Here is a 22,970-nt window from a genome sequence, read left to right as displayed (position 1 = left end):
GAAGGCACATGCACCTCAAGGCCGCACCCCCTGCCGCGGAGACCCGCACGGTCACGCTGCCGGACGCCGCGGTGACGGACGTGCGGTGCCGGGTCTTCCGGGCCCGCCCCACCGAGCAGATCGCCATGTCCTTCGCGCCGCTCACCCACCGCGTGATGATCCTGGTCGAGGTCGAGCTGGCCGACGGTTCGGTCGGCGTCGGCGAGAGCTGGGCGAACTACCCGGCCTGGGCGTGGCGCGAGCGGATCGCCACCATCCAGGACGGCGTCGCGCCGCTCCTGATCGGCCGCTGCTTCCCCGACCCGGCCACCGCCCAGCGGGCGCTGCTCGCGGAGCTGGTGCCGCTGGGCCGCCAGTGGGGCGCCCCCGGCCCGGTCCACCAGGCGATCAGCGGTGTCGACATGGCGCTGTGGGACCTCGCCGCCCGCCACGCCGGCACGAGCCTGGCCCGGCTCCTCAGCGCCGCCCCCCGCACGGAGCTGCCGGTGTACGGCTCCAGCCTCGGACCAACCGGGGTCGCCGACGTCGCCTACCGCTGCGCCGCGCTCGGGCTCACCGCGGTCAAGGTCAAGGTCGGGTTCGGCGCGGACACCGATCTCACCAACGTTGGAACCGCCCGGCGGATCCTCGGCGACCAGGTGCAGGTCTTCGCCGACGCCAACCAGGCCTGGCGGCTGACCGAGGCGCTGGAGATGGTTCCCGCGTTGGCCGACCTCGGCGTCGCGTGGGTCGAGGAGCCGCTGGCCGGCGACCGCCCCGGCGAACTGGCCGAGCTGAGCCACCGAACCGGGATGCCATTGGCTACCGGGGAGAACCTCTACGGCGCCGCGGCGTTCGAGCCCTACCTGGACGCGGTCGAGATCCTGCAGCCCGACCTCGGCAAGGTCGGCGGCGTCACCGAGTTCCTGGAGGTGCTGGCCGCCGCGACTGCAGCCGGTCGGACCGTGAACCCGCACCTCTACAACGGTGCGGTCGCCACCGCCGTGACCGTCCAGGCCGGCGCGATCTCACCCGCGACCCAGCTCATCGAGTGGGACATCCGCTCCAACCCGCTGCGGCAGGCCGCCGACGGCCTGCTCACCGCCCACGGCACCGTCCGCGTGCCGGACGGGCCCGGATTCGGCATCGATCTCGACCAGGACCAGCTCGACGCGTACGAGGAGCAGCTACCGTGACCGACCCCATCGTCAACGACATCCTCTCGGCCACCACCGGCGTGCGCGTGGCCGGCCGGGTGGCGGGCGGACCGCGGCTCGCGGTGCTCGACCCGTCCACCGGCGAGCCGTTCACCGAGGTCAGCACGGGAAACGGCGCCGACGCGGAGGCGGCCCTCGGCCTGGCGCAGCGGGCCCTGCCGGTCTGGGCGGGCACGCCGCGCGACGCACGGTCGGCGGCCCTGCGGGCCATCGCCGCGGACGTCGAGGCGCTCGCGGCGGCGCCCGAGTGGCCCGCGCTCATCACCCGGGAGACCGGCAAGCGGCTCGCCGAGTCGGCGGCCGAGCTGGGGCTGACCGTCGCCTACTTCCGGATCATGGCCGACCTGCTGGATCGGCAGGAGGCCGAGCAGCTCTCCGTCGTACCCGGGATCGGTCACCGCGTGACCGCGCGGCCCGCCGGTGTCGCCGCGGTCCTGACCCCCTGGAACTTCCCGGTCTCCATCCCGGCGCGGAAGATCGCGCCGGCGCTGGCGGCGGGGTGTCCCGTGCTGTTCAAGCCCTCCGAGCTGGCGCCGCTGTCGTCGATGGTGCTGACCGCGGTCGTCGAGCGCCACGTGCCCGCCGGGGTCCTGTCGGCGGTGCTCGGCACGCCCACCGACGTCGTCGACCCGTGGCTCGCCGACCGGAGCGTCGGGGTCGTCTCCTTCACGGGGTCGACGCGGGTGGGCCGGCTGGTGGCCGCGGCCGCGGCGCCGCGCTTCCTGCGCACGGTGATGGAGCTCGGTGGTTGCGCGCCCTTCCTCGTGCTGCCCGACGCGGACCCGCAGGCGGCCGCGCAGACGCTGCTGGTGGCGAAGTACCGCAACAACGGCCAGTCCTGCATCGCCGCCAATCAGATCTTCGTGGCCCGGGAGGTGGCGGCCGAGTTCACCGAGGCGTTCGTCGCGGCGACCGAGAAGATGGTCGTCGGCCTCCCCACGGACCCGGCCACCGACCTCGGTCCCCTCGCCCCGGCCGGTGACCCGGCCCGGATGGCCGCGCTCGTCGAGGAGGCGGTGAGCAGGGGCGCGAAGAAGGTCACGAGCGGCGCCGCCCCGGAGAAGGGTCACTTCGCCCCGGCGACCGTGCTGCTGGACGCGCCCGCCGACAGCCGGGTGCTGACCGAGGAGATCTTCGGGCCGATCGCGCCGATCCACGTCTACGACGACCTCGACGACGCGCTGGCCCTGCACCAGGCCACCGGGTACGGCCTGGCCGGCTACGTGTGCGGCGCGGATCTCGACCGCGCCCACGCCGTGGCCGACCGCCTCTCCGCCGGGATCGTCGGCATCAACACGGGCACCCCGAACACGCCGTGGATCCCGTTCGGCGGCGTGCGGGACTCGGGCCTCGGGTACGAGGGCGGCCGCCCCGGCCTGGAGGCCTTCCAGACCTTCCTGTCCGTCGGCGCGAAGGCGCAGGGGTGACGATGCGCCTGCTCATCGGACAGACCGGCGCACCGACCAGCGTCGTCAACGCCAGCCTCCGCGGCTTCCTGGAGGCGGCGGCGGATCACGACGTGCTGGCGCTGCGGGGCGGCCCGGACGGCCTGGTCGAGGGCCGGCTCACCCCGGTCACCGCCGCGGACGTACCGGCCGCCGCGACCCGGCACGGCGGATCCTGGCTCGGCGCCGGCCGGCGCGCGGTCACGGAGGCGGACCTGGACACCGCCCTCGACGTGCTGGCCGCCAACGGGATCGAGGGCGTGGCGCTGATCGGCGGCAACGGGACGATGGCGCTGCTGCACGCCCTCGGCGAGCGCGCCGCCGCGACCGGGCGCGAGCTGAGCGTCGTCGGCATCCCGAAGACCGTGGACAACGACCTGGTCGGTATCGACCACTGTCCCGGGTACGGCTCCGCCGCGCGCTACCTCGCGACGGTCGTCCCGGACCTGGCCCGGGACCACGCGGCGATGGCCGGTATCGAGCCGGTCCGCATCGTGGAGACCCTCGGCCGCTCGGTGGGCTGGCTGGCCCTCGCCGCGACCCGGCACCGCGACGACCCGGCGCACGCGCCGCACCTGGTGCTGATCCCCGAACTCGCCTTCGACCGGGCGGCGTTCCTCGCCGCCGTGCAGGACGCCCTGCACGCCCACGGCCGGGCGTTCGTGGTCGTCAGCGAGGGCGCGGCGAGCGAGATGACGGACGACCCGTTCGAGGCCGTCAACCACACGCGGATCATCCTCGGCGGGGTCTCCCGGGCGCTCGCCGGGCTGGTGAGCACCGAGCTCGGCGTCGCCGCCCGCGGCGAGGTGCTCGGCATGGTGCAGCGCAGCAGCGGCGCGCTCGCCAGCGACGTCGACCGGGCCGAGGCCGCGGAGGCCGGACGGCACGCGGCGAAGCTGCTGGCCGACCGCGCCACCGGACTGATGGTGGGCCTGCACCGCGACGGCGGTCAGACCGTCTACGACCCGGTGCCGCTCGCGGAGGTGGCCGGCCGGACCCGGCCCGTACCCCCGAACTGGCGCACCACCGACCCCGCCGATCTCGGCGACTTCCACGACTGGCTCTCCCCACTCCTCGGTCAGAACTGAAAGGCATAGAAGATGCGACACAGGTTCTTGAGCGCCGGGTTCGCCCTCGCCCTCGTCGGCGGGCTCGCCGCCGGCTGCGGCGGTGGCGACTCGGGCGGCAGCGCCAACGAGATCTCCCTCGTCATGTCCAACCACCCGTGGCAGAAGGCCATCGAGCCGCTGCTCCCTGAGTTCGAGAAGGCCTCGGGCGTCAAGGTGAAGGTGCAGACCTTCGCCGAGCAGCAGGCCCGCGACAAGATCTCGCTGACCCTCCAGTCGCGCAGCTCGTCGATGGACGTCTTCATGACGCTGCCGTCGCGCGAGGGCCTCCAGTTCAGCAAGGCCGGCTACTACGCGCCGCTGGACGACTACCTGAGCAAGTCCGCCGCGTACGACGCCGCCGACTTCCCGGCCGCGGTCAAGACGGGCATGACGATCCAGGACAAGATGATCGCCGCCCCGGTGAACGTCGAGGGTGTCGTCCTCTACTACCGCACGGACCTGTTCGAGAAGTACGGCATCACGCCGCCGAAGACCCTCGACGAGCTGCCCACGGTCGCCGCCGCGATCAAGCAGAAGTCCGGTGGCAAGGTCACCCCGATCGCGCTGCGCGGGCTGTCCGCCGCCCTGCCGTTCACCTTCGGTCCGTTCCTGCACTCCCAGGGCGTGGAGTGGACCAAGCCGGACGGCACCCCGAACTTCGACACGCCGGGCGCCGTCGACGCGATCAACCGGTACGCGACCCTCGCCAAGGACTACGGCCCGCCCGGCGTCGTCAACAACACCTTCACCCAGTCCTCCGCGCTCTTCGCGGCCGGCAACGCGGCCATGGAGCTGGAGTCCAGCAACGAGATCAGCAGCATCAACGACCCGAAGACCTCGAAGGTGGTCGGCAAGATCGGCGTCCTGGACTTCCCGGCCGGCTCGGCGGGCTCGAAGTCGACGGTCCTGAACTGGGGCATCGCCATGTCCTCCTACTCGAAGCACAAGGACGCGGCCTGGAAGTTCATCGAGTGGGCGACCGGCAAGGCCACCCAGCTCAAGCTGACCGAGGGTGGCATCGCGCCGCCGCGCACCTCGGTGGCGCAGGACAAGGCGTACACCGACACGTTGAACACCGACACGCTGAAGCAGTGGAGCCAGGCGCTCGCCAACGTGCAGACCAACGGCTCCACCGAGGTCGGTCCGGTCGGCGTCTCCGCCCCCGAGATGCGCAAGGTCGTCGGGGACGCGGTCGGCAAGGTGATCCTCGGCCAGGCGGACGCCGAGGCCGCGGCCAAGGAGATCCAGGACGGCCTGACCCCGCTGCTGGCGAAGAACGCCGGATAAAGCCATGAGCGACCTGATGACGAAGCGGCCCGCCGCCTCCGGATCCGCCACGGCGGATCCGGAGGCGGAGGCGCCGCCCCGGCGTCGCCGCCGGGTCGACCCGACCGCCCGGGGCGTGTGGCCGTTCGCGCTGCCGGCCGTGCTGGTCACGGCCGTGCTCGTGCTGGTGCCGGTGGCGTACACGATCTGGCTCTCGGTCAGCGACCGGCAGTCCGACGGGACGAACGCGGGTTTCCTCGGGTTCGCCAACTACGCCGAGATGTTCGGCAACCCGGAGTTCTGGAACTCGCTGAAGATCACGCTGTTCCTCTTCGTGGTCTGCCTGCTGGTGGAGACCGTCCTCGGTCTGGCCCTCGGGTACGTGATGAGCCTCGACGTGCCCGGCCGGCGGATCTTCCAGGGCATGATGCTGGTCCCGGCGATCACGGCGTCGGTGGCGGTCGGCCTGGTGTGGCTGCTGATCATGGACCCGTCGCTCGGCGCCGCCAACCAGATCCTCACCAAGGTCGGCATCGATCCGGTGGTGTGGCTCGGCGACCCGGACATCGCGCCCTGGTCCATCGCCCTGGTCGACATCTGGCAGTGGACCCCGTTCATGGCCCTGATCATCTCGGCCGGGATCCGGTCGCTGCCCGAGGAGCCGTTCGAGGCCGCTGCGATCGACGGCGCGAGCGGTTGGCGCACGGCCTGGAACATCGGCCTGCCGCTCCTGCGCCCGGTGCTCACCGTCGCGATGCTGCTGCGCACCGTCGACCTCGTGCGCTTCTTCGACACGATCTACATCATGACCCAGGGGGGTCCGGTGAACTCCACGAACACCCTCAACGTGTACGGCTACAACGCCGGCTTCGTCGACCACGAGCCGAGCTACGCGGCGGCCCTCCAGATCGCCCTGCTCGTGCTGGTGATCGGGATCGCGGGTGCGTTCACCTGGTTCCGGCAGCGGGCCGCGCGATGACCAAGCGACTCGGCGGCGTCTATGCCGCGTATCTCGTCTTCGCGGTCGTCTTCTTCGGCCCGGTGCTCTTCATGCTCTGGTCGTCGCTGCGCAACAACGTCGACATCACCGGCTCGCTGTTCGACATCGGGTCGCCGCTGACGCTGGAGAACTTCACCAACCTCTTCGAGCGCTTCGCGTTCGGCCGCTACATCGCCAACAGCTTCATCGTGGCCGGCGGCTCGACCATCCTCGGGCTCGTCCTCGGCGCGCCCGCCGCGTACGTGATCGTGCGCCGCAAGCTGGCCGCGCTGGGCTTCGTCACGCTGCTGGCCCGCATGGCCCCCGGCGTGCTGTTCGTGCTGCCGCTGTTCGTGCTCTCGATCCGCGTCGGCGGCCCGGACAGCGTCGCGCTCAACTACACGCTGCTGATCGTCGCGCACCTCATCATCACGCTGCCGCTGTGCATCTGGCTGCTGGTGCCGTTCTTCGAGGAGATCCCGATCAGCATCGAGGAGTCGACGCTGATCGACGGCGCGAACGCCTGGCAGCGGTTCCGCCGGATCGCCCTGCCGCTGGCCCTGCCCGGGCTGTCGGTGGCGCTGACGCTCAGCTTCATCTTCAGCTGGAACTACTTCCTGTTCGCGCTGGCCCTGGCGAACGAGCGGACGCTGCCGCTGACCGTCATCGCGTTCAACTTCATCGGCCAGGGTTCCAACGACTTCGGCGGTCTGATGGCCGCGAGCACGCTCATCTCCGCGCCCGCCCTGCTGCTGACGGTCTTCGCGCAGCGCTGGCTGGTGCGCGGCATCACCGGAGGAGCCGTCAAGTGACGTCCATGCGGGCCCGCTTCCAGGGCAATGGGGAGATCACCTTTGAGAAGGTCACGCTCGGCGACGTCGCCGAGGGCGACGTGCGCCTGCGGGTCGACGTCTGCGCGCTCTGCGGGTCGGACAAGCGGCTGTTGCAGAGCGGGTCGACCGTCGTGCCGGGGCACGAGATCGGGGGCACGGTCGTCGGCGGCGCGCTGCCCGAGGGTACGCGCGGCATCGTCTACATCCCGGTCTTCTGCGGCACGTGTGTGCGCTGCGCCGCCGGCCGCACGAACCAGTGCCTGCACCTGTCGCAGCTCGTCGGCTGGCAGCGGGACGGCGGTTTCGCCGAGCACGTGGACGTCCCGGCGCGGTGCGTCCTGCCGGTGCCGGACGACATCCCGCTGTCGGTCGCGGTCCTCGGGCTCGACACGGTCGGCACCGCCGCGCACGCCCTGCGGCTGGCCCTGCGTACCCAGGACTCGGTGGACCGCGCGCTGGTCGTCGGCGCCGGGCCGCTCGGCCTCGGTGTCGTCGCCGTCGCCCGGGCCATGGGGATCGCCGTGGACGCCTTCGACCCCAATCCCGCCCGCCTCGACGCCGCGGCGGCGCTCGGCGCGACGCCGGCCGGTGACCTGTCCGCCGAAAACCTCTACGACATGGTCGTCGAGGTCAGCGGCGCGAACGCGGCCCGGGAGACGGCACAGCGGGTGGTCCGGCCCGGCGGCACCGTCGTCGCACTCGGCGAGTCGAACGAGCCGTACACCATGCCCGCCACGCCGCGCTGGCGGCGGACCGACTGCTACACCGTCCGGTCCTTCTATTTCCCAGTGAACGAGGTCGAGGCGAACTGGGACCTGCTGCGCGTCATGGGCGCGTCTCTGCGCGACCTGATCGTCAAGCCCCTCACCCTGCCCGAGCTGCCCGAGGCGTTCGCCCGCTTCGTGGCCGGCGACTACGTCAAGCCCTGCATCGTGTCGGCGGACGCCCATTCCGTGTCGGAGGTAACCCGATGAGCCTGTTGATCCTCGCCGTGGACCAGCGTCCCTGGCTCACCCAGGCCCTCTACGGGCACACCACCACCGCGCTGCCCGCCGAGCGCGCCGCGGTCACCGACGGCAAGCACATGGTCCTCGAAGGACTGCTCGCCGCCCTCGACGCCGAGCCGCGCCTGGCCGCGCACGCCGGCATCCTGGTCGACGACCAGCTCGGCGCGGGCGTGCCCGAGCGGGCCCGGGCCCACCGGGTGGCGCTGAGCATGCCGGTCGAGCGCGGCGGCTGCGACGTGTACGAGACCGAACCGGCCGACCTGCCGGGGTTCCTCGCCCACTTCCGTCCCGAGTTCCCCAAGGTGCTGGTCCGCTACAACGTCGAGGGTTCGGCGGCGGACAACCGTGAGCAGCGGTCGCGGTTGGCCAAGGTCTCGCAGGCGGTGCGCGATGCCGGCGGCCGGTTCCTCTTCGAGCTGCTGGTGCCGCCGACGCCGGCGCAGCGGAGCATCCCGAGCGACGTCTTCGACAACGAGGTGCGGCCGGGGCTCATCCACCGGGCGATGGCGGAGATCGTCGAGGAGGTGCCGGTCGATGTCTGGAAGCTGGAGCACCTCGGGGCGCCGGAGCACTACTGGACGGCCGCCGACCTCGCCGCCCAGACCGGCGGCGAGTGCATCCTGCTGGGCGCGAACGCCCCGCGGGCCACACTCGACGGTTGGCTCGCCGACGCCGGGGCCAACGGGTTCACGGGCTTCGCCATCGGTCGTAGCATCTGGTGGGACTCGCTCCGCGGACTTCTGGCCGGCGACCTGACGCGGCCCGAGGCGATCGCGGCGGTCGCTGCCAACTACCGCCACTTCGCAGGGACGTTCCTCCAGTGACCAGCTCTCTTCAGGCCGACACCCAGCGCGTCGGTGAGGTGCTTTACAAGACGCTCCGCGACCGGATCATCTCCGGCGAGCTGCGGCCGGGCTCGCGGTTGAGCGTCCCGGCCCTCGCCGAGGAGTTCCACGTCAGCCGCAGCCCCGTCCGGGACGCGGTGATCCGCCTCGTGCAGGAGAACCTGGTCGCCGAGACGATGAACCGCGGCGCCGAGGTCGCCCGCATCTCCCGGGCGGAACTGGTGAGCCTCTACGAGGCGCGCGAGGTCCTGGAGGGAGCGGTGGCCCGGCTGGCGACGGAGAAGTACGACGGATCGCTGCGGCGCAGCCTGCTCGCGCTGCTCACCGAGCACCGCACCGTCGCGGAACAGGGCGACTTCGCCCGCCACATCGAGCTGGACGCGGCGTTCCACCGGGAGATCCGGCAGGCGGCGCAGAGCCCGGTGCTCGCCCGGATGCTCGACAGCGTCCAGAGCCGGGTTCTCGTGGCGATGCGCTCCACCAGCCTGACCGGTGGCATGGTGCAGGCCGTCCACGACCACCAGGCCATCTTCGAGGCCATCGGCTCCGGTGACGCGGAGGCCGCCGAGGAGGCCGCGCGGGCCCACATCCGACGACTGAAGGAGTTGCTGCGTGCTGCTGACTGAGGCCCGCTTCTTCGGCACCGGCGACGTCCGGTTGCTCCGGTCCGAGCCGGCGCCACTCGGCCCGCTGGAGGTGGCCATCGCACCGCTCGCGGTCGGCGTCTGCGGCACGGACAGCCACATCGTCGCCGGTAGTTTCGCCGCCGCGCCGCAGGTCGTGCTCGGCCACGAGGTGTGCGGCCGGATCACCGAGGTGGGTGCGGCGGTCGACGGCCTCACCGTGGGCGATCTGGTCACCGTCGAACCCCACGACTACTGCACCCGGTGCACGTACTGCCGCCTCGGCCAGGAGCACCTCTGCGACGGCAAGCGGGGGTACGGCGTGAAACTCGACGGCGGCATGACCGAGCGGATGGTGGTGCCGGCCCGGATCGCGTACCGGCTGCCGGCCGGCACGCCGCCGTGGATCGGGGCGCTGACCGAGCCGCTCGCCTGCTGCCTGCACGGCATGGACCAGCTCAACCCGCGCTCCGGGCTGCCGATCCTCATCTTCGGCGCCGGGCCGGCCGGGGCCATGATGGTGGCCCTCGCCAAGGCCCGCGGCCTCGCGCCGGTCGTGGTGCTGGACCCGCGCGCCGACCGGCGGGCGGCCGCCCTGCGCATGGGCGCCGACGCCGCCCTCGACCCGGCGTCGCTGGACGAGGCCGTGGCGCTGACCGACGGGCTCGGCTTCCCGCACGTGATCGACGCGGTCGGCTCCGGCCGGATCCTGGAGTCGGCCATCACCGTGGCGTCGCGGGGCGGCCGGATCCTCGTCTTCGGGGTGGCCCGGCCCGACGACGAGGCGCGGGTACGCCCCAACGAGATCTTCGCGCGGGAGCTCACGCTCGTCGGTGCGGTCATCAACCCGTACACCCATCACCGCGCGGTGCAGATGCTGCCGACCCTCGGCCTGGACCGCCTGCGGCCGGCGTTCTACGGCTTGGACCAGCTGCCGGAGGCCCTGGAGGCGCAGCGGGCGGGCACGGCCGACAAGGTGTTCGTCGCCCCGCACGGCATTCCCGCCGCACAGGCCTGATCGATTACGGCACCGGGATCCGGACGGGGTGACCCGCGCGCCCGCCGCCCCGACGGGCGGCGGGCGCCCGGGCGCCGGCGGTCAGCAGCAGCTCGACGCGGCCGCGCTGGTGGCCGGCTCCTTCTCGGCGGCCGGGGTGCAGCAGGCACTCTCGGTGGCCTTCTCCAGCTGGGGAGAGTCGGCCTTGACGGTGTAGACCTCCCAGGGTTCGTTGCCGGGGCCGCGCACCCAGACCTTGTCCTGGAGGGCGTAGCAGCACTCGGTGTCGTTCTCCTCCAGCGTGACGAGGCCGGCGTCGGTGAGGCGCCGGGTGGCGGCGGTGACCTCGGCGGTGTCGGACACCTCGACGCCGAGGTGGTCCATGACGGTGGGCTGGCCGGCCGCACCTTCGAGGAGCACGAGCTTCAGCGGCGGGTTCTCGACGGCGAAGTTGGCATAGCCGGGGCGGCGCTTGGCCGGCTCGACACCGAACAGCTTCGCGTAGAAGGCCACGGAGCCTTCGAGGTCGGACACGCGAAGGGCGAGCTGGACACGGGACATGGTCGTTCCTCCTGCTTGTCTAGATGTTTTTCGAAGCAGGCCCCACGTTGCACCCTGTTTTGAAGTCTGTCAAGCTAGAGGCATGTCGAAACAAGAGCTGCCGGTGGTGGATGTGAACGCGGTCGCCTGCTGCTCCCCGATCGCGGCCAGCCCCATGGACCCCGAGCAGGCGGCCGCCGTCGCGCCGCTGTTCAAGGCCCTCGGGGACCCGGTCCGGCTGCGGCTGATGTCGATGATCGCGTCGGTGCCGGAGATGTGCGTCTGCGACCTGACTCCGGCGTTCGACCTGTCCGGGCCGACCATCTCCCACCACCTCAAGGTGCTGCGGGAAGCCGGCCTGGTCGACTCGGAGCGGCGGGGCACGTGGGTCTGGTACCGCGTGAAGCCGGAAGCGTTCCGCCAGCTCGGCGCGCTGCTGGACGTCTCCGCCGCTCCGGCCGCCGGCGCGTGAGCCTCGCCCTGGCCCGGCGGGCCTCGGCGGAGTTCGCCGGCACCGCCCTGCTGGTCGCGGCCGTGGTCGGCTCGGGGATCGCCGCCACCCGGCTCTCCCCCGGCGACGCCGGCCTCCAGCTCCTGGAGAACGCGATCGCCACAGCCCTGGCGCTGGGCGCGCTGATCCTCACCTTCGGCCCCGTGTCCGGCGCGCACCTCAACCCCGTCGTGTCCGCCGTCGACTGGTGGCTCGGCCGCCGCGCCGGCACCGGCCTGCCCGCCCGGGACCTGGCCGCCTACACCGTCGCGCAGGCCGGCGGCGCGATCAGCGGGGCGGTCCTGGCCGACCTGATGTTCGGAGTGCCCGCCGCGGCCTGGTCCCGCACCGAGCGGTCCGGGGGGAACCTGTGGCTGGCCGAGGTGGTCGCCACCGCGGGCCTGGTCGTCCTGATCTTCGCGCTGGCCCGTTCCGGCCGCACCTCCGCCGCCCCGGCGGCGGTGGGCGCCTACATCGGCGCCGCCTACTGGTTCACGTCCTCCACCTCGTTCGCCAACCCCGCCGTCACGATCGGTCGGGCCGTCACCGACACGTTCGCCGGCATCGCCCCCGCCTCGGTGCCCGGCTTCGTGGCCGCCCAGCTCATCGGCGGCCTGGTCGCCGTCGCCGCGCTCGCCGCCTGGTACCCCGGCTCCGGGCAGGCCGGCGACGCGGTGGTCGTGCCCCACCGGATCAAGGAGATCGAAGCCCGATGAGTGACAAGCCCAGCGTGCTGTTCGTGTGCGTCCACAACGCCGGCCGCTCCCAGATGGCCGCCGGCTGGCTTCGCCACCTCGCTGGCGACGCCGTCGAGGTCCGCTCCGCGGGCAGCGAACCCGCCGACCGGATCAACCCCGTGGCCGTCGAGGCCATGCGCGAGGTCGGCATCGACATCACCGACGCGACCCCGGCCCGGCTCACCTGGGACACCGCCGAAGCCAGCGACGTCATCGTCACCATGGGCTGCGGCGACGCCTGCCCCGTCTTCCCCGGCAAGCGGTACGAGGACTGGTCGCTCACGGATCCCGCCGGGCAGCCCCTCGAGGTGGTCCGTCGGGTCCGCGACGACATCCGCGCCCGGGTCGAGGAACTCGTCGGGGGCCTCCAGCGGCGCTGAGCGGCCGGTGGCCGCCGAGCAGCGGGACGACCGGCGGCGGCGACCCGGGGCCTTCGCCCGAAACGGCGGTTCTCGCAGGTGGTTGGCCGCTTCGTGGACGACGGCCGCGCTATCGGGGCGTCAGCACACAGAACTCGTTGCCGTCGGGGTCGGCCAGCACCACCCAGCCGACGTCGCCCTGGCCGATGTCGATCCGCTTCGCGCCGAGGGCGACCAGCCGGTCCACCTCGGCCTGCTGGTCCCCGCCGGCCGGCGGCGCCAGGTCGAAGTGCAGTCGCTGCTTGCCGGTGATCGGCATGAAGGGCGGGCCACCCCAGCTGACCTTCGAGCCGCCGAGCGGTGACTGGATCGCGGTCTCCTCGTCCTGGTCCCAGACCAGCGGCCACTCCAGCGCCTCGCTCCAGAAGTAGCCGACCGCCTGCGAACCGTCGCAGGACACCGCGCCGACGACCCCGCAGCCGGCGAGGAACCGGTTGTCCGGACCGACGACGCAGAACTCGTTGCCCTCCGGGTCGGCGAGCACCACGTGGTCGTCGTCCGGATCCTGGCCGACGTCGATGTGCCGTCCGCCGAGTTCGAGCGCCCGGGCCACCGTCCGCTGCTGGTCCTCCAGCGACGTGCTGGTCAGGTCGAAGTGCGCCCGGTTCTGGCCGACCTTCGGTCGCTGCGTCGGCAGGAAGCGGATCCGGAACCCCGTGCCCTCGGCGGGCAGCAGCACGAAGCCGTCCTCCGGATCGTCGGCCAGCTCCCGGCCGAGGAGCCCGGACCAGAACCGGGCGAGACGCGCGGGGTCGATCGCGTCGAAGCTCACGGCGAACAGTTGACAGGTCATGTGCTGCTCATCTCCGATCCACCGACCGGGTGCTGCCGGTTCGACCGGCAGACTATGGCGAGCCCTCGTCACGCGCAGCCGAGTATTGGGCGGACCGCCGCGGTCAGCTGCGGTCGGAGAGGACGGCTCCCACGGCCCGCTCGGCGACGGCGTACATCGTGGGGTTCGTTTCGCGGTAGTAGGTCAGCGCGCTGATGAAGGTCAGCGCCCAGCCCTTGCCGCGCGCCCAGGTCGCGTCGTCGAACCCGGCCGTCTCGCGGAAGATCTCGCGCGAGCCGGAGTCGAGGAGGGTCCACGCCGCCATCGCGTCGCAGGCCGGGTCGCCGACGCCCGCCGCGCCGAAGTCGATCAACGCGCAGAGGCGGCCGTCCCGGACCAGCACGTTGCCCGCCAGCAGGTCACCGTGGGTCCAGACGGGCGGGCCCTCCCAGGCCGGCGCGGCGAGCGCGTCCTCCCAGACGGCCAGGACGGCGTCGGTGTCGACGAGGCCGCGGGCGGCCTCGGTCCACTCCCGCAGATATGCGTCACGGCCGCTCAGCGGACCGCTGCGGTAGCCGGCACGGGCACCGGTGGTGTCCGCACGACGGAGGCCGGCGACCGCCGCGCCGAGGTCGGCGGCGAAGCCGCGCGGATCGGTGTTGCCCCCGGTCGGGTGGCCGCCGTCGACCCACCGGTAGACCGCCCACGGCCACGGATACCCGTCGGCCGGCCGGCCGACGGCGCACGGCTGCGGCACCGCCACCGGCAGGTGCCTCGCCAGGACGGGCAGCCACTCGTGCTCGAAGACGACCTGGTCGACCGCGTCCGGGATCCGGGGCAGCCGGATCGCGAGTTCGTCGCCGAGCCGGTAGATCGCATTGCTCGTACCGCCGGAGGGCACCGGCGTGACCGTCCGGTCCGCCCACTGCGGAAACTGCCCCGCGACCAGGCGCCGGACCAGGGCGGTGTCCGTGCGTACCTCGTCCCTGTGCACGTGGCCGAGCCTCCCCCGTTCGCCGGTGCTGCGGGGAGGCTAGCCGGACGCCTCGCGCATGTCCCCGGGATTTCGCCGGCAGCGCGGTAGGTTCTCAGCGGGAGATCCATCCCGGCCGTGACGCGCCGCCGGATCGGTTTGTCTCACCCGCTCGGCCCTGCTTCGATCACCGAGGACCGCCGCAGTGGTCCGCGGCGGGGGGTGCGGAGCATGGCCAGACGATCGTTGGGCCGGCAGTTCGGCTGGCTCTGGGCGGCCTACGCGGTCAGCGCCTACGGCTCGGCGCTGGGGTTCGGCGCGATCCCGCTGATCGCCCTGCTGGTGTTGCACGCGAGCCCCGCCCAGGTCTCCGCACTGTCGGCCGTGGGACCGGCGATGGGCGCCCTGATCGCGTTGCCGCTCGGGCCGTGGGTGGAGTTCCGCCGCAAGCGACCGGTCATGATCGCGATGGACCTGGCCCGTTTCGCGGCCATGCTGTCGATCCCGGTCGCCTACGCCGTCGGCCGGCTCAGCTTCGTCCAGTTGCTGGTCGTCACGGCCGTCGTCGCCGCCGCCAAGATCACCTTCCAGGCGGCCAGCGGTGCCTACCTCAAGGCCCTCGTCCGGCCGGACGACCTGCTCGTGGCCAACGCGAGGTTCGAGTCGACCACGTGGAGTTCCATCGCCGTCGGGCCGCCGCTGGGCGGCGCGGCCATCGGCCTGTTCGGACCGGTGACCACCGTGGTGGCCGACGCGCTCAGCTACCTGCTCTCCGCGCTGGGCCTCACGGCGATCCGAGGCCGGGAGGAACGCCCGCGGCGCACCGACCCGCGCCGGGTCCGCGCCGGCGAGCTGCTCGACGGCTGGCGCCACCTGCTGACCCACCCCGGCCTGCGGCCGCTCTACCTCAACCAGCTGCTCGTCAGCGGGCTCATCATGGCCACCGAGCCGCTGCTGGCCGTGCTCCTGCTCGACGAGCTCGGGTTTGCGCCCTGGCAGTACGGCCTCGCCTTCGCCGCACCCTGCCTCGGCGGGCTGATCGGCTCGCGCCTGGCCCGCCGTGTCGTGGCGCGGTACGGCCGGCACCGCATCCTCCGCACCGTCGGCACGCTGCGCGCGGTCTGGCTCATCGGCCTCGCCTTCGTCCAGCCCGGCGTCGCCGGGCTCGTCACGGTGATCGCCGTCGAGCTCGCGATCATCACGAGCATGAGCCTGTACAACCCGGTGCTCGCCACCTACCGGCTCGAACACACCCCGAAGGACCGCGTCGCCCGTACGCTGTCAGCCTGGTCGATCAGCAGCAACGCCGGCATCGCCGTCCTCAGCGCGCTCGGCGGGCTGCTCGCCAGCGCCACCAGCCCCCGCACCGCCATCGTGGTCGCCGGGCTCCTGATCCTCGCCAGCCCGCTGCTGCTGCCCCGCAACCCGGAACACACGCCCGGGACCGACCTCGAGCCGGCACCAGCCGCCGCACGACCACGGGCGGGCGTTCCGCAGGGAGCCGGGACCGGCGCCGGGGACAACTGACCGCCTCAGGCCAGCAGCGTCTCCCGCATGCTGGCCCCCAGGTTGATGCCGCCCACCACCCGCGGGCCGGTCGGGTCGTGCACGTCGACGGTGTTGTTGCGGCGCATCAGCTCCCGCACCCCGGGTGGCAGCCGGGGTGGGTCCGCCATGGTCGCGAGGACCCGCCCGGCGGTCGAGATGAGCCGGGCGGCCAGGGCGGCGGCGTCGGTGTCCACCCGCACCCGCCCGTACTCCCAGCCGGCGGTGGTGAGGTCGAGCAGCTCGAGCACGCGGGTCAGGAGCGGGTTCGGGTCGGTCACCCGGTCGAGCCGGTCCGCCCGGCTGCCGACCACCGTGACGGCGGCGGCCACCTGCGCGTACGGGTGAAAGCCACCCGGCAGTGCGAACAGCGGCCACCGCAGGGCCGGGCCGGCCTCCTTCCACAGCGGCCGGTAGTTCCGGCGGTGCACCAGGAGCCGGCGGCCCGTCCGCCGGTGCACCTCCTGGGCCTGGGCCAGCAGGTCCGCGTGGGCCTCGTCGGCGGCCTCGATCACGATCCGGGCCGCCACCACCAGGCCGTCGTCGCCGTCCAGCTCCCGCGTGAGCGCCTCGACCTGGTCGGGGAACCGGATCCGCGCTCGGGGGCCGTAGCGGTGCCGGGCCTCCCGCAGCAGCGCCTGCTGCCGCTCCGGATCGAGCTGGACCCGTCCGCCACCCAGCAACCGCTGGAGCCAACGCATGTCGCCTCGTTTCAGCAGAGCCGTCCCGGACCGCGGCAATGCTAGTGCGTCGGATGTACCTCGTATGGTGATGGGGTGGCTGACCGATCCCTGACCCTGATGGCGGTGCACGCGCACCCCGACGACGAGGCGACGAGCACCGGCGGCATCCTCGCCCGCTATGCCGCGGAGGGGGTCACGACGGTGCTCGTGACCTGCACCGACGGGGGGTGCGGCGACGGGCCCGGAGGGGTCAAGCCGGGCGACCCGGGGCACGATCCGCAGTCCGTGGTGGCGATGCGCCGGGCCGAGCTGATGGCCAGCTGCGAGGCGTTGAAGGTCACGCACCTCGAGACGCTCGACTACGCCGACTCCGGGATGATGGGCTGGGCCACCAACGACCTGCCCCACGCGTTCTGGAACACGCCCGTGGCGGAGGCGGCCGACCGGCTGGCCGAGCTGATCCGGCGCTACCGGCCCGACGTCGTCGTCACCTACGACGAGAACGGCTTCTACGGCCACCCGGACCACATCCAGGCGCACCGCATCACCATGGCCGCCGTCGAGCAGACCGGCATCCCCGCGAAGGTCTACTGGACCACCGTGCCGCGCAGCGCATTCCAGGAGTTCGGCCGCGTCATGAAGGAGATCGGCGTCGAGTTCCCCGAGCCGGACGGGCCGTCGGACGAGATGCCCGAGCTCGGCCTGCCCGACGACGAGATCACCACCTGGGTGGACACCAGCGCCTACGGCGCGCAGAAGTTCGAGTCGCTGGCCGCGCACGCCAGCCAGGCCGAGAACATCTTCTTCCTGCAACTGGGGCAGGAGCGGTTCACCGAGCTGATGGGCGTCGAGACCTTCGTCCGGGTCCGCGACACCACCGGCGCGCCGGAGCGCGAGGACGACCTGTTCGCCGGCCTGCGCTGAGCGCCGGGGTCTCACAGCTCCCCGCGGACCATCCGGATCAGCCGGTCGAGGACGTGACCCTCGCTGACCCGGAGGCCGTCGTGCTCGTACTCGTTCGTGACCCAGGTACGCAGGCCGCGCACCGAGCGGGCCGTGGCGAGCGAGTCGTCGGTGTCGACGTACATGTCGTCGTGGTAGACGGCCGCGGCCACCGGGACGTCGTTGCGCGCCAGTCGGCCCGGGTCGTAGAGGTCGGGCCAGTCCTCCCGCCGGGCGAGCAGGTCCGCCACCTCGGCCAGCGGGGCCAGCGCCGGGTCGGTGGCGAACATCCACGGATAGATCATCTCGCCGGTCAGCAGCACCGGGGCGTCGTCGGCACGGTCGGCGTCGAACTGGGGGAACTCGGCGCGCACCGACTGGGCGGCCCATCCGGTGCCGTGCGGCGACACCGACCGCTGGCCGTAGATCGACTCGTGCAGGACGGCGTAGAGCGGGCGGGCGGCGAACGACAGGTGGCTCTCGACCTGGGCGAGGAAGTGGTCGGAGAACCCGGACGCCCCCGATCGGGCGCTGTCCTCGAGCAGGTAGTGCAGCGTGTGGGACCCGCTGCCGGTGCCCAGCATGATGCCGAGTGCCTGGAACGCCTCGGCGGTCAACCGCCCACCCCCGGGCAGCCGTACGTCCTGCTCCCGCAGGTGCCGCACGACGGCGCGGACGGTGTCGGCGTCCTCGGGGTAGCGGGCGTAGTGCCCCTCGACCTTGCGTTGCACCCGGGGGTAGGCGGCCCGGTAGACGGCCTCGGGCGTGCTGCGCAGGCCCGGGAGGCCCCCGGTCACGAAGGCCTCGCGGACCCCCTCGGGCGCGTACGACAGGTAGGTGAGGGTGCAGAAGCCGCCGTAGCTCTGGCCCAGGAGGCTCCAGCGCCCGGCCTCGCCGAGCAGTTCCCGGCGGATCAGCTCGCAGTCCCGGACGATCGAGTCGGCCCGGAAGTGCGCCAGGTATCCGGCCTGGGCGGGCGCGTCGCCCCGCAATGGCAGGGTGTGCCGGTCGGCGGGCGTGGAGCGGCCGGTGCCGCGCTGGTCCAGGAGCAGCACCCGGTAGTCGTCCAACGCCCGGTCCAGCCAGCCGTCGCGGCCCACCGGGCGGGGTGACCGGCCGCCCGGCCCACCCTGGAGGAACAGCAGCCAGGGCAGGGACTCCCGCTCCCGGCCGGCGGCCACGACCTCGCGGGCGTACACCTCGATCCGCTCGCCGGCCGGGTCCGCGTGGTCGAGCGGTACCCGGAAGCGGTGGTCGGTGATGACGGTGCCCGGATGACGGTAGGTCGGCACGGGTTCCCTTCCCGAACGAGGTGGTGGAGGGCGGCCAGGACCAAGGTTCGCAGGTCCGGCGTGGAGACGGCGCGGAGTTGGTATGCCTATGGGGTGACGGAACGCGGGGGCGACGAGCAGACGGGGGCCGGTGACGACGAGCCGTCCCGGACGTCGCGGCCGGGTCGCCCCGCGGCCGGGCTCGGCCTGTTGCTGGGCGCCCTTGGGGTGGTCTACGGCGACATCGGCACGAGCCCCCTGTACGCGTTGAAGACGGTGTTCACCCTCGACCGCAACCTCACACCGGACGCCCCCGACGTGTACGGGGTGATCTCGTGGGTCTTCTGGTCGATCATCCTGATCGTGTCGGTCAAGTACGTCATCTTCATCCTGCGGGCCGACAACGACGGCGAGGGCGGGGTGATGGCCCTGGCCGCCCTCGCCCGGAGGGCGCTGCTCAAGGTCAGTGAACGGCGCGCCGCCACGGTGCTGGCGCTCGGGGCCCTCGGAGCGGCCCTCTTCTACGGCGACAGCGTGATCACCCCGGCGATCTCGGTGCTGTCGGCGGTGGAGGGGCTGGAGGTGATCTCCCCGGCGTGGCAGGTGGTTGTGCTGCCGGCGTCGGCGGTGATCCTCACCCTGCTGTTCGCCATCCAGCGCTGGGGCACCGGACGGGTCGGTGCCGTGTTCGGGCCCATCATGCTGCTGTGGTTCACCTGCCTGGGCGTCGCGGGCGCGGCCGAGGTGATCCGTCACCCGGGCGTCCTGGCCGGGCTGTCACCGACGTACGCGGCCCTGTTCGTGGTCGAGCACCCGGTCATCGCGTTCATCGCCATGGGCGCCGTGGTGCTGTCGATCACCGGCGCCGAGGCGCTCTACGCCGACATGGGGCACTTCGGTCGCGCCCCGATCCGCAGGGCCTGGTTCGGGGTCGTCTTCCCCGCGCTGACCCTGAACTACCTCGGCCAGGGCGCACTGATCCTCCGGTCGCCGGAGAGCCGGAACAACCCGTTCTTCCTGCTGGTGCCGGGCTGGGCGCAGCTGCCCATGGTCGTCCTCGCCACCGTGGCCACCGTGATCGCGTCCCAGTCGGTGATCTCCGGAGCGTTCTCGGTGTCCCGGGAGGCCATGCGCCTGGGCTTCCTGCCGCACCTGCGGATCCGGCAGACCTCCCACCGCCAGTACGGGCAGATCTACGCCCCGGGCGTGAACTGGGGCCTGTTCGTGGCGGTCCTCGTGGTGGTGTTCGCGTTCCGCTCGTCCACGAACCTCGCCGCCGCCTACGGGGTCGCGGTCACCGGCACCTTCATGATTACCACGACCCTGTTCCTGGTCGTCGCACGAGCGCGCTGGCGCTGGCCGACCTGGCGGCTGGTGGTGTTCGGGGTGGTGTTCGGCAGCATCGAGCTGACCTTCTTCACGGCGAACCTGGCCAAGGTCACCCACGGCGGCTGGCTGACGCTGCTCATCGCGATCATCCTGTTCACGGTCCTGCTGACCTGGCGCCGCGGAGCCGAACTGGTCACCGCCCGGCGGATCGAACGGGAAGGACCGCTCGCCGAGTTCATCGAGAACCTGCACGCCACGAACATCCCGTGGGTGCCGGGCACCGCGGTGTTCCCCCATCCCAACAAGGAGACGACGCCGCTGGCGCTGCGCGCGAACGTCGCGCACTACCACGTCCGGCACGAGAAGATCGTCATCATCACGGGCCGCACGGCCAACGTCCCGCACCTGCCCTGGGACAAGCGCCTCACCATCGACGACCTCGGCGACCCGAACGACGGCATCATCCACATCGACGCCCTCTTCGGCTTCCAGGACCCCACCGACTTCCCCGAGGTCCTCCGCCGCGCGGCCGCCCACCCGCACGCCCGGCACGTCAACCTCGACCTGGGCCAGGTCTCCTACTTCGTCTCGCGGATCACGCTGCGCTGCACCCGCCAGCCCGGCCTGGCCGTCTGGCGCAAGCGCCTGTTCATCGCCCTCGCGCACAACGCCGCCAGCCACACCGAGTTCCTCCACCTGCCCGAGGAACGCACCATCGTCCTCAGCGCCGAGGTCGCGGTCTGACCGGCCGGGTTCGGTCGACGGATGTAACGGCAGGAAACCCGTGCACGCCTGTAGCAGGTGATGTCCCTACCGGCCGAAGGACATGTCGTGCCCGAGCTTGCTGCGATCGCCCGCGAGCGGGCGGCACTGGCGGCCGTCGCCGATGCGATCGTCGCCGCGTCGGTCGGCAAGGGGCTACGGGTCACGGTGGCCTGCGCGGCCTCCCGGCTCGCCGTGGTCGACCACCTGGCGCAGGCGCTGCACGCCCGTGGCCGGGCCACCCGCTGCCTGACCACATCGGCGGACCTGCCGGTCGCCGGCGACCCGGCGCCGGATCCGGGCGGGAACGGTTCGACCGTGGTGGTCATCACGAGCGGACTGGCGACGGAGAGCGACCGTGGCGTACTGCGGGTGAACGTCCTCGTGACGTCGGCTGAGGGGGCTCCGCCAACCGGCGGCAGCCCGGACGTCATCCTCGCGTACGGCGAGCCGGGCGGACCCGTGATCGGCTACCTGGCCCCGTTCCTCTCGGCCGGTAGCGACTAGCACTCCTGCGGGCCCATGGCGCCGTCACGGTAGGGCGGACGCCGGCTCGCCGCAGCGGGCGGCCGGCCGGCGGTGTTTTCCCCGCCGCCGGCCTGGGCACGTTCAGTTCATGGACGCCGGGTCGATGCTGGACGATCGCTACCGGCTGCTGGACCGGCTGGGCGCGGGCGGTATGTCGGTGATCTGGCGTGCCCACGACGAGGTGCTCGGGCGCGACGTGGCGGTGAAGCTGCTCTCCCCCGAGCTGGCGGCCGACCCGCAGTTGCTGCACCGGATCCGCGCCGAGGCCCGGTCCGCCGCGCGGCTGCGCCACCCGAACGTCGTCGAGGTGTACGACTACGGCGAGGCCGCCAACGGCGACGGCCCGCCGGTGCCGTACGTGGTCATGGAGGTCGTCGAGGGGCGCTCGCTGGCTCAGCTGCTCAGCGGCGGTCCGCTGCCCTGGCGGGTGGCCGCGCTGGTCTGTGCCCAGGTCGCCGCGGCGCTGGCCGCCGCCCACCGCCGCGGGATCGTGCACCGCGACGTCAAACCCGGCAACGTGATGGTGGCGGGGGCCGGGGTGAAACTGGTCGACTTCGGCATCTCGGCGGCCTCGGGCGACCCGGACGGGCTGTCCGAAGGGCTGCTGGGCACACCCGCGTACCTGGCGCCGGAGCGGCTGGAACGAGGTCTCGTGCAGCCCTCCACCGACGTGTACGCGCTCGGGCTGCTGCTCTACCGGGCCCTGGCCGGCCGGCTGCCGTGGCAGGCCTCCACGACCACCCAGATGCTCGCCGCCCACCGCTACCGGGAACCGGCCACGTTGCCGGACCTCGCCGGCCTGCCCGCGGCGGTCGGCGACCTGTGCCGGCGCTGCCTGGCCAAGGATCCCGCCGAGCGTCCGCCGGCCGCCGAGGCGGCTTCCGTCCTCGGTACCGCCGCCGGGGTGCCGCCCACGACCCTCCTGCTCCCCGGCTCCGCGGACGGCACCGAGCCCATGCCCACCCGTCTGTGGTCGCCGTCCCTCGCCCCGGTGGCCGCCGGCCTCGCCGCCTCGCCGCTCGTCGCCGTGCCGGTCGCGGGCTGGCGGCGGCTCTCGCCACCGAGGCGGGTGGCCGTGGCCGGCGCGGTCGCCGTGACGCTGCTGGCCGGCAGCGCGGCCGCCCTGCTGTCGGCCCGCGGGTCGCCCGAGGAGCACCCTCGCGCCCAGGCGGGGCCCCCGGCCGCCGTCATGGGCATCGGTCAACGCCAGCCGGAGTGCAGCGTCCGCTACGCCCTCGACCGGGTCGCGGACGGCCGGTCCTCCAGCCGGGTCACCGTCACCAACACCGGGACGGTGCCGATCGGCGGGGCGCGGCTGGCGTTCAGCCTCCCCGACCGGCAGCGCCTCGTGCAGGGTTCGCCCGGCACGTGGCGGCAGAGCGGCGCCTCGGTGCAGGCGAGCATCGGGGACCTGCCGCCCCGGGGGACCGTCACCGCCACCCTGGCGGTGACCTACCGGGAGGCCACGTCCCTGCCCGGCCAGTTCCGGGTGAACGACACCCCGTGCCGCAGCTCGTTCGCCGTCGCCGGGCAGACGAGCCAGCCCGCCCCGCGCTCCGGAAAGGACGACGGCGGGAAGGGCAAGGGCGGCAAGAAGGGCAACGGCAGGAAGGACGCCGACTAGGTACGGAAGTCCCACCACCTGCAGCTATGGACATGCGGCCCAGGCCTGTGCGTCC

At 72.8% G+C, this 22,970-nt stretch carries 23 protein-coding genes; 18 read left to right on the top strand and 5 right to left on the bottom strand.

What is annotated here, in order from left to right; all coding sequences use genetic code 11:
* The first annotated feature begins 8 nt into the window (after window positions 1-8).
* The 10 genes from GCE86_RS03265 to GCE86_RS03220 are packed head-to-tail and all read left to right on the top strand — an operon-like array spanning window position 9 to window position 10,321.
* A complete protein-coding gene (locus GCE86_RS03265) occupies window positions 9-1,175 on the top strand; it encodes a mandelate racemase/muconate lactonizing enzyme family protein (RefSeq protein ID WP_154225528.1) in 1,167 nt (388 codons plus the stop codon).
* Window positions 1,172-2,623, top strand: coding sequence for an aldehyde dehydrogenase family protein (locus GCE86_RS03260; protein WP_163636972.1), 1,452 nt, complete (start codon window positions 1,172-1,174; stop codon window positions 2,621-2,623). The genes GCE86_RS03265 and GCE86_RS03260 overlap by 4 nt, the downstream gene beginning before the upstream one ends.
* 2 nt (window positions 2,624-2,625) lie before the next feature.
* Window positions 2,626-3,729 carry a diphosphate--fructose-6-phosphate 1-phosphotransferase gene (locus GCE86_RS03255; RefSeq protein WP_239543457.1) on the top strand — a complete coding sequence of 368 codons (1,104 nt, stop codon included), beginning with the start codon at window positions 2,626-2,628 and terminating at the stop codon, window positions 3,727-3,729.
* A 12-nt stretch (window positions 3,730-3,741) separates the two neighbouring features.
* Window positions 3,742-5,037: an ABC transporter substrate-binding protein gene (locus tag GCE86_RS03250; RefSeq protein WP_154225525.1), complete on the top strand. Its 1,296-nt coding sequence runs from the start codon at window positions 3,742-3,744 to the stop codon at window positions 5,035-5,037.
* 4 nt (window positions 5,038-5,041) lie between these two features.
* Window positions 5,042-5,995: a carbohydrate ABC transporter permease gene (locus GCE86_RS03245; protein WP_154225524.1), complete on the top strand. Its 954-nt coding sequence runs from the start codon at window positions 5,042-5,044 to the stop codon at window positions 5,993-5,995.
* On the top strand, window positions 5,992-6,807 hold the full coding sequence (locus tag GCE86_RS03240) for a carbohydrate ABC transporter permease (RefSeq protein ID WP_154225523.1): 816 nt from the start codon (window positions 5,992-5,994) through the stop codon (window positions 6,805-6,807). The genes GCE86_RS03245 and GCE86_RS03240 overlap by 4 nt, the downstream gene beginning before the upstream one ends.
* Window positions 6,808-6,812: 5 nt before the next feature.
* Window positions 6,813-7,802, top strand: a complete 990-nt coding sequence (locus tag GCE86_RS03235; protein WP_239543459.1) for an alcohol dehydrogenase catalytic domain-containing protein — start codon at window positions 6,813-6,815, stop codon at window positions 7,800-7,802.
* Window positions 7,799-8,659, top strand: a complete 861-nt coding sequence (locus GCE86_RS03230; protein WP_167537023.1) for a 2-deoxy-5-keto-D-gluconate 6-phosphate aldolase domain-containing protein — start codon at window positions 7,799-7,801, stop codon at window positions 8,657-8,659. The genes GCE86_RS03235 and GCE86_RS03230 overlap by 4 nt, the downstream gene beginning before the upstream one ends.
* Window positions 8,656-9,306, top strand: a complete 651-nt coding sequence (locus tag GCE86_RS03225) for a GntR family transcriptional regulator (protein WP_154225520.1) — start codon at window positions 8,656-8,658, stop codon at window positions 9,304-9,306. The genes GCE86_RS03230 and GCE86_RS03225 overlap by 4 nt, the downstream gene beginning before the upstream one ends.
* Window positions 9,293-10,321, top strand: coding sequence for an alcohol dehydrogenase catalytic domain-containing protein (locus tag GCE86_RS03220; RefSeq protein WP_154225519.1), 1,029 nt, complete (start codon window positions 9,293-9,295; stop codon window positions 10,319-10,321). Before GCE86_RS03225 ends, GCE86_RS03220 begins: the two co-directional genes overlap by 14 nt.
* An 81-nt stretch (window positions 10,322-10,402) precedes the next feature.
* Here the strand turns inward: GCE86_RS03220 and GCE86_RS03215 are convergent, their stop codons facing one another.
* The gene (locus tag GCE86_RS03215; RefSeq protein ID WP_154225518.1) at window positions 10,403-10,861 is read right to left on the bottom strand and encodes an ArsI/CadI family heavy metal resistance metalloenzyme; all 459 of its coding nucleotides are present in this window, start codon (window positions 10,859-10,861) and stop codon (window positions 10,403-10,405) included.
* Between the two features lie 82 nt (window positions 10,862-10,943).
* Here GCE86_RS03215 and GCE86_RS03210 point away from each other — a divergent pair, with 82 nt between their 5' ends.
* From GCE86_RS03210 to GCE86_RS03200, 3 genes are read left to right on the top strand one after another with little or no spacing between them, the layout of a single operon-like run.
* Window positions 10,944-11,312 (top strand): ArsR/SmtB family transcription factor, encoded by a 369-nt coding sequence (locus tag GCE86_RS03210; RefSeq protein ID WP_154225517.1) that lies wholly within the window; start codon window positions 10,944-10,946, stop codon window positions 11,310-11,312.
* Complete coding sequence (locus tag GCE86_RS03205) at window positions 11,309-12,046, top strand: aquaporin (protein WP_154225516.1); 738 nt, start codon at window positions 11,309-11,311, stop codon at window positions 12,044-12,046. Before GCE86_RS03210 ends, GCE86_RS03205 begins: the two co-directional genes overlap by 4 nt.
* Window positions 12,043-12,447 (top strand): arsenate reductase ArsC, encoded by a 405-nt coding sequence (locus GCE86_RS03200; RefSeq protein WP_154225515.1) that lies wholly within the window; start codon window positions 12,043-12,045, stop codon window positions 12,445-12,447. Before GCE86_RS03205 ends, GCE86_RS03200 begins: the two co-directional genes overlap by 4 nt.
* Window positions 12,448-12,556: 109 nt before the next feature.
* Here GCE86_RS03200 and GCE86_RS03195 read toward each other — a convergent pair whose 3' ends face one another.
* Window positions 12,557-13,279 (bottom strand): VOC family protein, encoded by a 723-nt coding sequence (locus tag GCE86_RS03195; RefSeq protein ID WP_154225514.1) that lies wholly within the window; start codon window positions 13,277-13,279, stop codon window positions 12,557-12,559.
* A 103-nt stretch (window positions 13,280-13,382) separates the two neighbouring features.
* Window positions 13,383-14,252: an aminoglycoside phosphotransferase family protein gene (locus GCE86_RS03190; protein WP_154225513.1), complete on the bottom strand. Its 870-nt coding sequence runs from the start codon at window positions 14,250-14,252 to the stop codon at window positions 13,383-13,385.
* A 210-nt stretch (window positions 14,253-14,462) separates the two neighbouring features.
* On the opposite strand from GCE86_RS03190, the gene GCE86_RS03185 reads away from it, so the two are divergent.
* Entirely contained in the window at window positions 14,463-15,758 is a 1,296-nt protein-coding gene (locus tag GCE86_RS03185) for an MFS transporter (RefSeq protein WP_154225512.1), read from the top strand.
* A gap of 5 nt (window positions 15,759-15,763) precedes the next feature.
* Here the strand turns inward: GCE86_RS03185 and GCE86_RS03180 are convergent, their stop codons facing one another.
* Window positions 15,764-16,477 (bottom strand): hypothetical protein, encoded by a 714-nt coding sequence (locus tag GCE86_RS03180; RefSeq protein ID WP_154225511.1) that lies wholly within the window; start codon window positions 16,475-16,477, stop codon window positions 15,764-15,766.
* Between the two features lie 75 nt (window positions 16,478-16,552).
* Here GCE86_RS03180 and GCE86_RS03175 point away from each other — a divergent pair, with 75 nt between their 5' ends.
* A complete protein-coding gene (locus GCE86_RS03175; protein ID WP_154225510.1) occupies window positions 16,553-17,383 on the top strand; it encodes a PIG-L family deacetylase in 831 nt (276 codons plus the stop codon).
* An 11-nt stretch (window positions 17,384-17,394) separates the two neighbouring features.
* Here GCE86_RS03175 and GCE86_RS03170 read toward each other — a convergent pair whose 3' ends face one another.
* Window positions 17,395-18,693, bottom strand: a complete 1,299-nt coding sequence (locus GCE86_RS03170; protein ID WP_154225509.1) for an alpha/beta fold hydrolase — start codon at window positions 18,691-18,693, stop codon at window positions 17,395-17,397.
* A 93-nt stretch (window positions 18,694-18,786) separates the two neighbouring features.
* Here GCE86_RS03170 and GCE86_RS03165 point away from each other — a divergent pair, with 93 nt between their 5' ends.
* The 3 genes from GCE86_RS03165 (at window position 18,787) to GCE86_RS03155 (ending at window position 22,915) form a co-directional block, all read left to right on the top strand.
* Window positions 18,787-20,745, top strand: a complete 1,959-nt coding sequence (locus GCE86_RS03165) for a potassium transporter Kup (protein WP_204343305.1) — start codon at window positions 18,787-18,789, stop codon at window positions 20,743-20,745.
* 87 nt (window positions 20,746-20,832) lie between these two features.
* Entirely contained in the window at window positions 20,833-21,270 is a 438-nt protein-coding gene (locus GCE86_RS03160) for a hypothetical protein (protein ID WP_154225507.1), read from the top strand.
* A gap of 109 nt (window positions 21,271-21,379) precedes the next feature.
* Entirely contained in the window at window positions 21,380-22,915 is a 1,536-nt protein-coding gene (locus GCE86_RS03155) for a serine/threonine-protein kinase (RefSeq protein ID WP_154225506.1), read from the top strand.
* Window positions 22,916-22,970: the final 55 nt, after the last annotated feature.

Source organism: Micromonospora terminaliae, from assembly GCF_009671205.1.
Taxonomy (GTDB): domain Bacteria; phylum Actinomycetota; class Actinomycetes; order Mycobacteriales; family Micromonosporaceae; genus Micromonospora; species Micromonospora terminaliae.
This window is presented reverse-complemented; position numbering and strand designations above follow the sequence as displayed.